This window comes from Shewanella aegiceratis, from assembly GCF_019457495.1.
GTDB classification, from domain to species: Bacteria; Pseudomonadota; Gammaproteobacteria; order Enterobacterales; family Shewanellaceae; genus Shewanella; species Shewanella loihica.
This window is the reverse complement of record NZ_CP080416.1, coordinates 2,645,813-2,661,022: the sequence shown is the minus strand read 5'-3', so window position 1 is coordinate 2,661,022 and position 15,210 is coordinate 2,645,813. Positions and strand designations below refer to the sequence as shown.

Sequence of the window (15,210 nt, the reverse complement as noted above, 5' to 3'; positions counted from 1 at the left end):
GCACACTGCCAAATGGCAGTCCATCATCGCTTGAAAGGGAAGAATTGATGAACTTTCGCACATCGCATCTTGCTGGTTTGCTAGCCAGCGCTCTGCTTGTTCTCTCGTCGACTTCGGGTCTTTTATCTGCCGCAGAACCTCTCAATATTACCGGCCCAGATGGCGAAAGTCGCCAGACTCTGCGTCAATACGGGCCGACCACGGCATCCGATACCTTCTGGAGTATTGCACAGAAAACCCGTCCCGATGCGAGTGTGACCATCTATCAGGTGATGGCAGCGATTTATGAAGCCAATCCTCATGCGTTTACCAGCGACAACTACAACAGCCTAGAGAAGGGGATGATCCTGCTGATCCCATCTAAAGAGGTGATGCTGGCTATTCCTAAGAGCCTGGCCAAACAGCAGGCAGAGAGTAACGATAAAGGCTGGCGTCAGAAGCCGCAGACGGCAGCAAAGCCTAAGCCGGTAGTGACACAGACTAAACAGGCTCAGGCGTCAGAAGCTAGTCAGCCAGAGATGGTTCAGGCTGATAAGCCTAGCGCCGAGCAGCAGAAGCAGATCGAGGCGTTAACCGCCAAGCTCGAGGCTGAGCAGGCCAAGAACCTGTCGCTCACCGACGAGCTGGCCAGGGCACAGGATAAGTTAAACCTGGGCAACAACGACAGCGAGATGCTGCAGGCTAAGATAGACGAACAAAGCAGCCGAATCGCCGAGCTGGAAGAGGCGCTGCTGGTTCAAAAAGAGCAGAAGGCGCAGCTGAACAGCGAAGTCGAGCAGCTTCGTCAGCAGCTGGCCGCCGCGACCCAACCGGCCAAGCCTAAAGAGGTGGACGACAGCTGGCGCACCATGATGGACAACCCCCTCTATCTCGGTCTGTTCGCTGCCATTCCGGCGCTATTGCTGCTGGTATTGGTATGGTTATTCATCAAGCGTCGCAACAACAAGAGCGAAGCGGTAGAGTCGAGCACGCCCGTAACGCCGCCGATGGACGACAAGCCAGTCGCGCCAGCGCCTGAAGATAGCGAAGAGATGATGGCGGTGCATCTGGATACAGATGATGAGGCCGATTCGCTGGATTCCTTGATGAAGGTCGATGAGACTCAGCTTAAGCCTGAGGCGGATCTGAGTGATGAGCTGCCCCAAGAAGCTGCCGAGATGGTAGTGGATGCGGGTGATGAGCAGGTGATGTCACCGATTGAGGATGAAGGTCAATCACTGGACGATCTCTGGGCCGAGGCCATGGGTGAGCAGGAGCAGGAAGAAGCCAAGACAACTCAGGAAGATGATCTCGATAGCCTGCTTGCCGAACTGGATGCCCCGCAAGAAGCGCCAATCGAAGAGACGCATGTCGAAGAGAAGAGCATCGAAGAAACTGCCTTCGAGGCGCCAACTTTTGAAGAAGAGGCGACCACAGAGACAGATCTCGATGAGTTGCTAGCCGAATTTGAGCAAGAGACGCCAAGCGAAGACGCTAAAGAGGAAGACTTGGATGCGCTGCTGGCGGAGTTTGACCTGCCGGCAGAAACTGCGAACGAAGAGGCTAACGTAGAAGAGATTAAGCCAGAAGAAGCCGTCGAGCCTGAAGCGACAGCAGCGTCCGAGGAAACCTTGGCCGATGAGATCGCTCAGGAGCTTGAAGAGGCGATCGAGGCCAAGGGCGATGAGGGCGATGTCGATGAGACAGATCTCGACGCCTTGCTGGCCGGATTCGATGCCGAGCCGGCAGCCCAAGCGACCGATAGCGAGGATGATGAGATTGCTCGTCAGATCGCCGCCGAGCTTGAGGAGGAAAACGATGAAGTCGAAGAGGCGGATCTTGATGCCTTACTGGCCGAGTTCGAACCTGCTGCATCGACAAGCGAGCCAGAAGCTGAAGTCGCCGATCTTGAGTTCGCCGAGGCTGAAGCTGAGGAGACTGCACCTGAGGAGACAGGGCCAGAACTTGACGTTGCAGCCGAGTTAGCCGCAGAGCAGGAAGAGAGTAAGCCGGCCGGTCATGCGCCGCTCGAGTTCGACCTGGGTGAAGATAAGCCGGCTGTAGAGGCGGAAGCTGAGGAAGAGATTAAGGCCGAAGATGACGGCGAGGTGGATCTCGACGCACTGCTTGCCGATCTCGAATCGGTCGAAGAGGCGGAAGAGCCTAAGGTTGAAAAGGGCGAATCGGGTTTCTTCGGTGATCTCAAGGGGAACAAGCGTAGCAGCGATAATATGCTGGAGTGGGAATCAGCCTTGACCAGCGACGCGCCAAGCACCCAAGAGACGCCGGTTGAGGACGATGACGACGCTATCTCGCTGCAGCTGGACGATGACGATAATCTGACCGTAGATCAGGCCTTGGCTGCCCTGGATGCGGCGGAGAAGAAGCGTCCCGCCAGAGCCGTGCCCGAGCACGACCTGACCGCCTTCCAGCAAGACAACGGCTTTATCGATATCGACAGACTGCTCAATGAGGCCGACGAGGAGCAGCTGGATGTCGATAAGTACAAGGAGCTGGACGTCGACATGGGCGAGCTCGATAGCCTGATGGGCAACGCCGCCATGGTCGATGTGGACGATGAAGAGAATGCGGTGAATGCCAAGCTGGATCTGGCCCGCGCCTATATCGAGATCGACGATATGGACAGCGCCAAGGCGCTGCTTAAAGAGGTCGAGCTGGACGGCAACGAGCGTCAGCAGCAGGAAGCCAAGAAGCTGCTAGACGAGCTCTAATTTATACGAGATTTAGTCTAGAAAAGCGATTTGAAAAACGGTGCTTAGGCGCCGTTTTTTTATGGCGGCGAGCCAGAGCGTTAACTATGGGGGCAGTTAACTCTCCAGTTAACGCGCCATTTACTATCCAGTTAACACCTAGCTTGTGCTAGAATCCGCCGCCTAGCGAACAGATTTATTTATACATGAGTAATTAAACATGAGGACAGGTATTTCATGCGCGTAGCATTAGGTATCGAATATGATGGCAGCCGTTATTTTGGCTGGCAACGTCAGGCCGAGGTGGACTCGGTACAAGCCCAGCTCGAGAGAGCCCTATCTTTCGTTGCCAACGAACCTATTTCGATTCAATGCGCCGGACGTACCGACGCGGGCGTTCATGCCACGGGGCAGGTGGTGCATTTCGAGACCAATGCCGTGCGTAAAGAGAGTGCCTGGACCCTAGGGGTCAATGTCAACCTGCCGGATGATATCGCCGTGCGCTGGGCCAAGGATGTGGATGACGAGTTCCACGCCCGTTTTACCGCCACCGCCCGCCGTTATCGCTACATGATCTATAACCATCAGTTCAGACCCGGCATTCTCCGCTCTGGCGTGAGCCACTATCCGGGGCAGATAGATGAGAGCAAGATGCATGAGGCGGCCCAGTATCTGCTGGGTGAGCAGGACTTTACCAGCTTCCGCGCCATCCAGTGCCAGTCAAACACCCCGTTTCGCTGTGTTCACGAGGTCAATGTGACCCGCCAGGGCATGTATATCTGTGTCGACATCAAGGCCAACGCCTTCTTGCATCACATGGTGCGTAATATCGTTGGCTCCCTGCTCGAGGTGGGCTATGGCCGTCAACCTGTGAGCTGGATTAAAGATCTGCTGGCGCTGAAGGATCGCACTCAGGCGGCGGCGACCGCTAAACCTAACGGCCTCTATCTGGTGGATGTGACCTATCCCGAGCACTATGCCCTGCCTAAACTGGCCCTGGGGCCACTGTTTATGCTCGACTAACCCAAACTAAACATCTGATTACCAAAGATTAAAAAGATTCTGATATGACGCCTGTACCCAACGCACAATCTGGCCTTAACGACTGGCTGAATCATTTGATGGCTATCCATCCCACAGAGATAGATATGGGCCTTGGCCGCGTTGCGGCCGTTGCCAAGGTCATGGGGCTGGACAGCCTCGAGGGCACCAAGGTGGTGACCGTCGCCGGCACCAATGGCAAGGGAACCACCTGCGCCATGATAGAAGCCATCATGAGAGAAGCCGGGCAGCGCGTCGGTGTTTACAGCTCGCCTCACATGCTCAAATACAATGAGCGGGTACGCATCGATGGGGTCGATGTCAGCGATGAGGCGCTTATCGAGGCGTTCTGCGCCATAGATGCCGCGCGCGGCGACACCTCGCTGACCTTCTTCGAATATGCCACCCTGGCCGGACTCTACCTGTTTAAGCAGGCGAAACTGGATCTCGTGTTACTCGAGGTGGGTCTGGGTGGACGCCTGGATGCCACCAATATTATCGATGCCGATATCGCGGTGATCACTGCCATCGACATCGACCACCAGGAATACCTGGGCGATACCCGGGAGTTGGTGGGCCGCGAGAAGGCGGGGATCATGCGCGCTGGCCGTCCCGCGGTGATTGGCGACCCAGATTTGCCGGCAAGCGTTATTGAATACGCCGAGTCTATCGGCGCCAATATGCTGCGGGTGAATCATGAATTTAGCTACCAGGCGAGCGAGACTGACTGGTGTTTTGAGCTAGGTGATATGCCTCAATCGTCTGTGCCTCAATTTTCATTGTCAGGCTTGCCATTGCCAACCTTACCCTTGGCCAATGCGGCAACCGCCCTGGCTGTGGTGCAGCAACTTTTGCCGGAACAGTTTGTGACAGCAGCGGCTCGTACATTTATCGATGCCGGGCTAAGCGGGGCTAATTTGACTGGTCGTCTTGAGGTGGTCAGCGAGCAGCCTAAGATCATCTTAGATGTGGCCCATAACCCCCATGCGGCGGCCTATCTGGCCCAGCGACTCGAGGCTTACAAGGGTAAGCGTATCTTCGCCCTGTGTGGCATGCTAAAAGATAAGGATTGCCGCGCCGTGCTCGGCCTGCTCGAGGATCAGATCCACGCCTGGTATCTGACGGACCTTAACTGTGAGCGCAGCGCTAAGGCGCAAGATCTGCTCAGCTATTTGAGTGGCGATAAAGCTGCCTATGGGTTTGCCTCGGTTGAGCAGGCATACCAGGCGTTAAAGCCAGAGATTGGCCAATCCGATGTGGTAATTGTGTTTGGCTCCTTTTACACTGTGGCAGAGTTTAAGCAATTGGACCTAAGTTAAATGCAGGTGGATGAAGTAGAAGCCAAACAAGAGAAGGTATCGAGCCAGTTTCAAAACCGTCTGGTGGGCATCATAGTCTTGGTGGCCCTGGGGGTGATCTTTTTGCCCGATATCTTAGATGGTAAGAAGCAGCATCAGGAAGAGCAGTTTGCCGAGATCCCATTGCGGCCCCAGGCCGAGTCCCGCCTCGATGAGCAGGAGAGTATTACGGCCATTGACCTGAGTGAGCAGCAGGCTCAGTTTGACAACCAGGTGAGCGCCCAGAATGATAGCGTCGGCCAAGCCTCAGCCGAGCAGCAGGGGACGAATGATGGCGCGGATGATAAGACAAGCGCGGCGAAAACGGACGGCTCTAATACCAGCGTAGCTAAAACCAGCGAGCCTAAAACCAGTGAAGCTAAAACCAGTGAAGCTAAAACCAGTGAAGCTAAGCAAACCCCAGCGAAAGTCACGCAAGCTAAGGCGACTGAATCTAAGGTTGAGGTCGCAAGCTCGGCCTATACCCTGCAACTGGGTAGCTTTAAGAATGCCGATAATGTCAATGCCCTGGTCAAGCGTCTGCGAGGCGAGGGTTACCGCGCCTATACTGTGCCGCAAAAGCCGGTGGATGGTCAGCTGACTAAGGTGTTTGTCGGCCCGGATATCTCCAAGAGCAAGCTACAAAAGCTGCAGACCAAGCTGGATAAGTTTACCGGCCTTAAGTCGGCGGTGGTCGACTATAATCCGCTGCTCTAATCCACTGCACCGATTTGCAGTTATCACTTCCAAACGCCCAGACTTTGTCCTGGGCGTTTTTGTCTGCGCTACAGGGTGAAAATAGCCTCAAGTCAGAACTCAGTGTCCGTAATTGCGGATAAACTAAATCACTTTTAAATCAGGCTAGGGGGTGAGAATGTCTTCAGTCTCTGGTAAAATCCCGCCGTCTTAATGCTAATGCTGGATCACCTTATTCAATGGTTTGGATCGATTATGCCATTATTGCGGTCATCGCAATCTCGACTTTAATTAGTCTGCTTCGTGGTTTCGTTAAGGAAGCCATGTCACTCGTGGTCTGGTTTGCCGCCTTCTTCGTGGCGAGTCAATTTTATGAAGATCTCGCCGTCTACCTGACCCAGATGCAAGATGAAATGGTGCGTAACGGCATCGCCATCGCCATCCTGTTCATCTCGACCCTTATTCTCGGTGCCTTAGTCAATTACCTTATCGGCCAACTGGTGGTCAAGACGGGCCTGTCTGGCACAGACAGGGTGCTGGGCCTCTGTTTCGGCGCCCTGCGCGGCGCACTCATCGTTAGCGCGATACTCTTTTTCCTGGACGCCTTTACCGGGGCGCCCAAGACAGACTGGTGGGCCAGCTCGCAACTGGTTCCCGAATTCGGAGTGGTTATCCAGTGGTTCTTCGACTATGTGGAAAACACCTCAAGCTTTGTACCTAAAATATAAGAATGCGTAAGCATAGGCGTGCCTTAACCTCAGGTCATGGCCGCAGATAATAATTATCAGAACATCTTAAAATGAGGAAACCTACCCATGTGTGGTATCGTCGGAATAGTTGGCCGAACATCGGTTAATCAGACAATCTATGATGCACTCACTGTGCTACAGCATCGTGGCCAAGACGCCGCGGGCATTGTCACCGTTGATGGCAATGCGTTTAGATTGCGTAAGGCCAATGGTCTGGTAAAAGACGTATTTGAACCTAAGCATATGCAGCGCCTGCAGGGCACCGCCGGCATAGGTCACGTGCGTTACCCAACTGCGGGTAGCTCGAGCGCGTCTGAGGCGCAACCTTTCTATGTTAACTCTCCTTTCGGGATCTCTCTGGCGCACAACGGCAACCTGACCAACACGGTCGAGCTGCACGAGCGTCTGGTGAAGCAACGTCGTCACGTTAACACCACCTCAGATTCTGAAGTCCTGCTGAACCTGTTGGCCGACGAGCTACAACACACCAAGAGCCAGTACCTCACTGCCGACGAGGTGTTTGAGGCGGTCACTAAGGTACATGAGCTGACACGTGGCGCCTACGCCGTGGCGGCGATGATCATCGGCCAGGGCCTGGTGGCGTTTCGCGATCCTTACGGCATCCGTCCTCTGGTACTGGGTAAGAACGAGACAGAGCAGGGCACCGAATATATGGTGGCCTCTGAGAGCGTGGCCCTTGATGCCGTAGGCTTCGAGACGGTACGTGATGTCGCTCCAGGCGAAGCCATCTATATCTCGTTAGATGGTCAGCTCTATACCCGTCAGTGCGCCCAGTCGCCAAGTTATTCACCTTGTATCTTCGAATACGTTTACTTTGCACGTCCAGACTCGACCATCGACAAGGTGTCTGTCTACGGCAGCCGTGTTAACATGGGTACCATGTTGGGTGAGAAGATCAAGAAAGAGTGGGAAGATCACGATATCGACGTGGTGATCCCGATCCCTGAAACCTCATGCGATATCGCCCTAGAGATCGCCCGTAACCTGGACCTGCCATACCGTCAGGGCTTCGTGAAGAACCGTTACATCGGCCGTACCTTCATCATGCCGGGTCAGCAGGAGCGTAAGAAATCGGTTCGCCGCAAGCTAAATGCCATCAACGCCGAGTTTAAGGGCAAGAACGTGCTGCTGGTGGATGACTCTATCGTGCGCGGTACTACCTCAGAGCAGATCATCGAGATGGCCCGTGAAGCCGGTGCCAAGAAGGTTTACTTCGCCTCGGCGGCCCCTGAGATCCGTTTCCCTAACGTCTATGGTATCGACATGCCAACCTCGAGCGAGCTGATCGCTCATGGTCGTGACGCGGAAGAGATCAACAAGCTGATTGGTGCCGACGGCATCATCTTCCAGGACCTGCAAGATCTTATTGAAGCCGTACGTCAGCAAAACCCGGATATCAAACGTTTCGAGACCTCGGTATTCGACGGTAACTATATTACCAACGACGTGGATCAGGCCTATCTGGATCACCTGACCCAGCTGCGTAACGACGATGCCAAGGCCAATCGCATCAAGGATATCGGCACTAACTTAGAGCTACATAACGTCTGTCATCCCTAAGGGATAGCGCATGCGTTAGCTAAAAACCGACCCCTAGTGGTCGGTTTTTTTATGGGAGTGGTCGGTATTTTTATAGAAGTGGTCGGTTTTTTTATGGGGCATTTTGCTACATCTCTTCTTCTGCAAGGGTAATTAAATACCTGATAGCATGGTGTTTTAATGCTTTAGTGCTATGTTTAATGAGTGAAAGTATTAAGCCTCGAGCCTGCCGTCATCCCTAGGAGTGATAAATGAAACACTTGTCCATCAGTACTAAGTTGCTTTGGATCACCTCAGCGCTGTTTTTGATCATAGTCGCCATCCTCTCCTTCAGCCTCTGGTGGTCGCTCAGCGATAAAAACGCGCAACTGGCAGGCCAGGTGCAAGGCGCGCTGCATGATGAAACTCGCCAGCGCCTCAGTGCCCGGGCCGGTGAGTATGGCGAGCGGGTGGCGGGTTTTATCAATGAGGCCTATCGGATCCCCTTTTCGTTTGCCGGCATGATAGAGCAGAGCGCCGCTAGCCAGCCGCTATCTCGGGAAGGGGTAGAGGAGTCGGTGGCCGGCGTGCTGCGAAAGAACAGTCAGCTCTCCTCCATGTATGCCCAGTTCGAGCCCAACGGCTACGATGGTCGCGACGGCGACTATACCCAGAAGATCAGTCATAGCGTGCCCGAGGTGGGTACCCTGGAGATCTATTACACCCGCAGCGATGATGGCAGCGTCGAGCATCAGCAGGTGGATGACGCCAGCGAGAAGTACGATGCCACCCTCAAGGAGTTTGGCGTACGCGAGGCCGAATGGTACCTGTGCGCCAAGGATACTAAGCAACCTTGCCTGATGGAGCCCTACCTGTATGAGATAAGCCCGGGCAACACGGCGCTGATGACCTCCTTAACCGTGCCTGTGGTGGTGGGCGGCAGCTTTCGCGGCGTAATCGGCGTGGATGTTAATCTGCCCGTGTTTCAGAAGCTGATCGACGAGCTCTCAGCCAGCCTGTATCAAGGTAAGGCCAAGGTGACCCTGCTGAGCCAGAAGGGTTTAGTGGTGGCGGCCAGCCACTATGATAAGAAGGCACGGCCACTGGGCGAGTCTATCGCCCCGTCGCTCGCCAGTCAGTTGACCGGGCTACATCGCCAAGGCGGTTATCTGGAGCAGGGCGATAACATCGTAGTTGCCTATCCCATCGAGATCCCGCTCGCCAAGGCGCAGTGGTCACTGGTGATTGAGGTGGCCAAGGCCGATGCCTATCAGGCGGCGAATGCCATGGATAAGGCGATGTCTGCCATGGCCAGCTCTCTGGGCAGCCTGCTGCTGATCGTAGGCGTCATCGTCTCGCTGATCGCCGTGGTTACCATCAGCCTGGTGATCCGCTCTATTGTCGCGCCGCTCAAGGTGATTCAGAGCCGGGTGGAGAACTTAGCCAGCGCCGAAGGGGATCTGACCCAGCAGGTCACGGTGGAGTCCCATGCCGAACTCATCGCCCTGGGCGGTGGCATTAACGGCTTTATTAATAAGTTGAGGCTGCTGATCGGCGAGCTTAAGGAGCTGGCGTCACGCTCGCAGGCCGAGAGTCAGGTGGCGGCGGAGATCGCCCAGCAGACCCACAACAGCGTCAATCGTCAGTACAGCGATATCGAGAGTGTGGTGACTGCGGTTAATGAGATGAGCGCCACCGCGCTCGAGGTGGCCAAGGCGTCTGAGCAGACGGCGTCGGAAACCGAGGCGATGACCCTCAACGTCAAGGCAGGTGAGGACAGCCTGAGCCAGGCCATGGGCTATGTGACTCATATGTCTCAGGAATCCCTGCTGGCTAAGGAGGCCGTGGGTAAGGTGGCGGAAAGCAGCACCAACATCAGCAAGATCCTCGAGGTGATCAGCGCCATCGCCGAGCAGACCAATCTGCTGGCACTTAACGCCGCCATCGAGGCCGCCCGCGCCGGTGAGCAAGGCCGGGGCTTCGCCGTGGTCGCCGATGAGGTGCGCGCGCTGGCCTCCAAGACCCAGAGCTCGACCGATGAGATAGGCAAGTTGATCGAGGCGCTGCAGCGCGAGGTCAACAGTGCCTCGCAGATCATCGACCAAGGGGTGGACGGTGCCCAGCGCGCCGTGGCCCAGACAGAGTCGGCCCTGAGTTCACTCAACACCATAGTGAATCAAATTCAGGAGGTCTCCAGCCAGGTGACCCATATCGCCACCGCGGCCGAGGAGCAGAGTGCCGTCACCGAAGAGGTCAGCCGTAACATCACAGGTATCTCAGATTCCGCCTCTGAGCTGGCGAGACTCGCCGACGAGGCCCAGCAGAGCAGTGCCAGCCTGGCGGGCCTGGTAGAGCAGCAACATCAGCAGCTGGGTAAGTTAAAGACCTAAAGCTGAGGTTTTCATATCTGTAATATAGGCGTCTCCTGGGAGGCGCCTTTTTTGTGGTCAGATGGCAGTCGCATCGAATGCACGGCCGTGGCTGTGGGAGGGGCAGCGGCCGCGGCAGAGCTAAGTTTTAGCTTATAGGGGCAAGCGCAGGTTAGCGATCACACCGGCATGAGTAACCCCTGGCTTACCCACACCATTAGCCAGAGGCCGAAGAGCAGCCCAAGGGCCGGTCTATGGTGTGCGCCATGGCGTGCGAGGGCAAACAGGGTGCCGGCGCAGCTTAGCAACAGCAGCAGGCTAAATTGCACCAAGGGATCCAGGCGCCAGGGAAAGAGAGAGGATGACAGCGAGAGTAACAGCAGCGCCGTCGTCATCAGTGTGGCGTAAATCAGTAGGTGTTCGGGTCGTTGTGGGGTCTTGAGTCGTGTGTGCATATTTGCCTCCGTGAATTGCCCTCAGACTAGCCCTTAGATTAGCCATTAATGAGAATGATTCTCAACAAGATTTACACGTAAGCATGAGATCGCCTTTCCTATTTGCGCCAAGGCCGCGAGTGGTTTAAAGTTACTGTTAATTTATACAGTAATTTGATGTCAGCATGATCTTATACATAGCAGAGAAGCCCAGTCTCGGGCGGGCAATCGCCGATGTGTTACCTAAACCCCACAAGAAGGGCGAGGGCTATATCACGGCGGCCAATGGCGATACCGTCTCTTGGTGCATAGGCCATCTGCTGGAGCAGGCCGAGCCCGACAGCTATGATCCGGCCTTCAAGTCCTGGTCGTTCGACCACCTGCCCATAGTGCCGCAGCAGTGGAAGATGACCCCCAAGAGCAAGACCCGTGGTCAGCTCAGCGTGCTGAGAAAACTGGTCAAGCAGGCCAGTCAGTTGGTGAACGCCGGGGACCCTGACCGTGAAGGTCAGCTGCTGGTGGATGAGGTGATCGCCTATCTGGGGGTCAAGGGCGACAAGCTAGAACAGACCCAGCGCCTGCTGGTGAGCGACCTCAACCCCCAGGCCGTTAAACGGGCCTTGGGGCAGCTGCGTAGCAACCGAGAGTTTATCCCCCTGTCGACCTCGGCCTTGGCGCGATCCCGCGCCGACTGGCTCTATGGCATGAACATGACCCGCGCCTATACGCTGCAGGGTCGCAAGGTGGGCTATCAGGGGGTGCTCTCTGTCGGCCGGGTGCAGACGCCCCTGCTGGGCCTGGTGGTGCGCCGCGATGAGGCCATTGAACATTTTGTCAGCAAGCCTTTCTATGAGGTGCTGGCCAATCTCTATACCCAAGAGCAGGCGCATTTTAAGGCCAAGTGGCAGCCCAGTGAGGCCTGTCAGCCCTACATGGATGAGGAGGGGCGGGTGCTGTCGCGCCGTCTGGCGGAAAACGTGGTAGGGAGGATCACAGAGCAGCCTGCCAAGGTGACGGATCTGCAGGCTAGAGATAAGCAGCAGGGCCAGCCCTTACCCTATAACCTTTCGTCGCTGCAGATAGATACGGCGAAGCGATTTGGCATGAGCGCTAAGACGGTGCTCGATACCTGTCAGTCACTGTATGAGAAACATAAGCTGATCACCTACCCGCGCTCCGATAGCCGTTATCTGCCCAAGGAGCAGCTGGCCCTGGCCCCCAGGGTGATCGATGCCGTGCTCAAGGGAGCTGGCGAACTCACCGCCCAGTGCGCCTCGCCGGATCCTAAGATAGTCTCTAAGGCCTGGAACGATGCCAAGGTGGATGCCCACCACGCCATAGTGCCCACCGAGAAGGTGGCCAACCTGAGTGCCCTGACTCAGGCCGAGAAACAGATCTACCTGCAACTGGCCCGTCAATATCTGGCGCAGTTTTACCCCGTCTATCGTTACCATGAGACTCAGGTTGAGGTGGAGATCGCCGGCGGCCATTTTCACACCAAGGCTAAGCAGGAGATCGCCCCCGGTTGGAAGCAACTGTTCCCTAAGCGCAGCGATGACAAGGCCGACGGCGAGGGCGACGAGGCGCTGGCCCAGCTGCCGCCGCTACATAAGGGGCAAGAGCTGCATTCTGGCCAGGGAGAGCTTATCGAGAAGCAGACCCAGCCGCCCAAAGCCTTTACCGATGCGACCTTGCTTAGCGCCATGACGGGGATCAGCCGTTATGTGACCAACCCAGAGATCCGTAAGATCCTTAAAGAAACCGACGGCCTGGGCACAGAGGCGACCCGCGCGGGGATCATCGAGTTGCTGTTCAAGCGTGGTTTTCTGGCCCGCCAGGGGAAGTCTATCGTCTCGACCCCGGTCGGTCGCGGCCTCATCAACAGCCTGCCCGAATCTGCCACCACGCCTGATATGACGGCACTGTGGGAGAGTCACCTGGATGCCATCAGCCGTAAAGAGGCCAAGTACCTAAGCTTTATGGCGCCGCTAGTCGAGTCGCTCAATGGGCTTATCATGCAGGCAGGTGCCCAGCTGCCCAAGGCCTTGCAAGGTGTCGAGGCGCCTAAGCGTTCGTTTAAGAAACGTAGCTATGGCAATCGACGCGGCGGGACGACAAGTGCCAAAGGCAAGGCTAGCGGGGCGAAAAAGACTGCGACTAGAGCCGCGGCTAAGGCAAAGGCCTAAATAAGAGGCTAAATAAGAGGCTAAATAAGAATCTGAGCAAGAGATAAGGGCCTAAGCAAGGGCATAGGCAAGGGCGTAAGCAAGAGAAAAGGCAAGGGCCTGAACGCATGGAATGTGATGCAACTCAGACCCTTGGGGTGGGGCGTTTAACGCTTGATCAGCTGTATGGCATAGCCGCCGTTGGCCGCCATGTTGAGATCTAGGCTGTCGCCCTTGGTAACGGTTTTCTTGATCAGCTTATAGTCTTCGGCGAAGTTACCCGCGTTGATGCCATCTTGCAGCAGCTGCATCTCATACTCACCATCTCCAAGAAAGTCCAGGCTGATCTGCTGACTTCTCGCCTGGGTATTGGTCATGGCGCCAATGTACCAGTTATCACCTGCGCGTCGCGCTATGGTGAAATACTCGCCTATGCTGGCATGCAGCACCTTAAAGTCATCCCATACCGTAGGGATGGCGGCGATAAAGCGCGGGATCTCAGGTTCGGCGCGGTAGCTGGTGGGGGTGTCGGCGAGCATCTGCAGCGGGCTCTCGTAGATCACATACATGGCAATCTGTTGCGCCCGGGTGGTGAGGCTCATGGGGCGAGACCAGACCTTGTTGAAGTTCTTCTGTTGGGCATTGGCCATGGCGCCCGGGGTGTAATCCAGCGGACCCGCTATCATGCGGATGAAGGGCAGATGCAGGTTGTGGGTAGAGGTCACCTCTGACCATTTGTTGTTCTCCAATCCTCTGACCCCCTCGCGGGTCATCACGTTGGGGTAGGTTCTGTGGATCCCCGCGGGCTTGTAGGCGCCGTGGAAGTTGACCATCAGCTTGTACTTGGCGGCCATGGCGGCGGCGCGCCAGTAGAAATCCACCCGCTTGATGCTGTCGCTGTCCATGAAGTCTATCTTGACGCCGTTGATCCCCCATTTGGCGTAGAGCTTAAACGCCTCTTCCAGGTTTTTGTCCAGCGCCGAATAGGGCACCCATAGCTGTACCCCGACGCCTCTGGCCTTGGCATGGGCGATGATCGCCTGCATGTCGATCCCCGGCAATACGTTAAGTACATCCTCCTGTGACGACCAGCCATCGTCGATCAAGATATTTTCGATGCCAAAGTCGGCGGCAAAATCGGCGTAGTATTGGTAGGTCTCGGTATTGATCCCCGCCTTGAAGTCGACCCCCTTGAGGTTGTTTTCGTTATACCAGTCCCAGGCTATCTTGCCGGGTTTGATCCAGGAGGTGTCTTCGATGCGTGATGGCTCGGCCAGGGTGTAGCTCATCTGGTTATCGAGCAGTTCGCCGTCGCTGCGGGCGATGGCCAGGATGCGCCAGGGGTAGCTGCGGGACTTGCTGACGATGCCCAGATTTTGGGTGTACTGCTCGTCTTTATCCAGCTCGAACGGATGCACGCCATAGACATTGCCATCGCCCTTGCCCCTTAGCCAGAGACCGGGGTAGCTCTGTAAGTCAGTCTCTGTCAGCAACACATTGATGCCATTGACCACAAACAGGGCGGGCAGGCTGCCCAGCTCGTCGCCATCGATCCCCTTGGCGGCGATGGGGGTAAATCTGGGCTGGGTGGCGCTGGCAAATTTTTTCTCGAAGGGGAAGTAGGCGAAGGCACCTTTGGCGAAGTTAAACTCGGCCTGCTCAGAGGTGAGGGCACTCTTGCCAGACTGCTGGGCGCTGAAACGATAGGCGACTCCTTCATTGAAGGCGCGAAACTCCACCCGGTAGTTATCTTTGAAACTCAGGCTCAACTGGTTGTATTGGTTGTCTATCTTGGCGGTACGCACCTTGATAACCGGAGTGAGCTGCTCTGAGATAGCACTGCGCTTGACCTCAACAACCTGAGGCGCGTTGCCGAGCGCCGTGCCATCGGCAAAGGTCATGGCGATGTGTGATGGGGCCAGGATGGTCTGGCCGTCGACGCTGACGCGATAGCTGAGTTGCTCCTCGGCGATGACATCGACCAAGATGCTGCCGTCCGGGGAGCTGAGTTGATAGGTCTCGCCCATGGCCAGTGCGCTGGGAAGCGTTAGTACTCCTGCCAACATCAGCTGCTTATACGCTTGGGGCGCCGTCAAAAAACGCTGCAACATGTTTCATTACTCCTGATTCATACGGGGAAATTCCCGAAGGTAAGTCATTGAAGCATGTCGATTGACGCCCGGGCGCATG

At 56.0% G+C, this 15,210-nt stretch carries 10 protein-coding genes; 8 read left to right on the top strand and 2 right to left on the bottom strand.

Features of this window, described 5'->3' with window-relative positions; genetic code table 11:
- The first annotated feature begins 47 nt into the window (after positions 1 to 47).
- The 7 genes from K0H80_RS11765 to K0H80_RS11735 all read left to right on the top strand — a co-directional run bounded on the left by K0H80_RS11765 (position 48) and on the right by K0H80_RS11735 (position 10,442).
- Complete coding sequence (locus K0H80_RS11765) at positions 48 to 2,711, top strand: FimV/HubP family polar landmark protein (protein ID WP_220071702.1); 2,664 nt, start codon at positions 48 to 50, stop codon at positions 2,709 to 2,711.
- Positions 2,712 to 2,927: 216 nt separating this feature from the next.
- Entirely contained in the window at positions 2,928 to 3,713 is a 786-nt protein-coding gene (truA, locus tag K0H80_RS11760) for a tRNA pseudouridine(38-40) synthase TruA (protein ID WP_220071701.1), read from the top strand.
- Positions 3,714 to 3,757: 44 nt separating this feature from the next.
- Positions 3,758 to 5,050: a bifunctional tetrahydrofolate synthase/dihydrofolate synthase gene (folC, locus tag K0H80_RS11755; protein WP_220071700.1), complete on the top strand. Its 1,293-nt coding sequence runs from the start codon at positions 3,758 to 3,760 to the stop codon at positions 5,048 to 5,050.
- Positions 5,051 to 5,785, top strand: coding sequence for a cell division protein DedD (gene dedD / locus K0H80_RS11750; RefSeq protein ID WP_220071699.1), 735 nt, complete (start codon positions 5,051 to 5,053; stop codon positions 5,783 to 5,785).
- A gap of 218 nt (positions 5,786 to 6,003) precedes the next feature.
- A complete protein-coding gene (locus tag K0H80_RS11745) occupies positions 6,004 to 6,492 on the top strand; it encodes a CvpA family protein (protein ID WP_011866100.1) in 489 nt (162 codons plus the stop codon).
- A gap of 87 nt (positions 6,493 to 6,579) precedes the next feature.
- A complete protein-coding gene (purF, locus tag K0H80_RS11740; RefSeq protein WP_011866099.1) occupies positions 6,580 to 8,094 on the top strand; it encodes an amidophosphoribosyltransferase in 1,515 nt (504 codons plus the stop codon).
- Positions 8,095 to 8,324: 230 nt separating this feature from the next.
- Positions 8,325 to 10,442 (top strand): methyl-accepting chemotaxis protein, encoded by a 2,118-nt coding sequence (locus K0H80_RS11735; protein ID WP_220071698.1) that lies wholly within the window; start codon positions 8,325 to 8,327, stop codon positions 10,440 to 10,442.
- A 158-nt stretch (positions 10,443 to 10,600) separates the two neighbouring features.
- On the opposite strand, the gene K0H80_RS11730 is transcribed toward K0H80_RS11735, so the two are convergent.
- The gene (locus K0H80_RS11730; RefSeq protein WP_220071697.1) at positions 10,601 to 10,876 is read right to left on the bottom strand and encodes a hypothetical protein; all 276 of its coding nucleotides are present in this window, start codon (positions 10,874 to 10,876) and stop codon (positions 10,601 to 10,603) included.
- Positions 10,877 to 11,040: 164 nt separating this feature from the next.
- On the opposite strand from K0H80_RS11730, the gene K0H80_RS11725 reads away from it, so the two are divergent.
- Positions 11,041 to 13,041: a DNA topoisomerase III gene (locus tag K0H80_RS11725; RefSeq protein ID WP_220071696.1), complete on the top strand. Its 2,001-nt coding sequence runs from the start codon at positions 11,041 to 11,043 to the stop codon at positions 13,039 to 13,041.
- Positions 13,042 to 13,187: 146 nt separating this feature from the next.
- Here the strand turns inward: K0H80_RS11725 and K0H80_RS11720 are convergent, their stop codons facing one another.
- Positions 13,188 to 15,131 carry a glycoside hydrolase family 97 protein gene (locus K0H80_RS11720; RefSeq protein WP_220071695.1) on the bottom strand — a complete coding sequence of 648 codons (1,944 nt, stop codon included), beginning with the start codon at positions 15,129 to 15,131 and terminating at the stop codon, positions 13,188 to 13,190.
- Positions 15,132 to 15,210 lie beyond the last annotated feature (79 nt).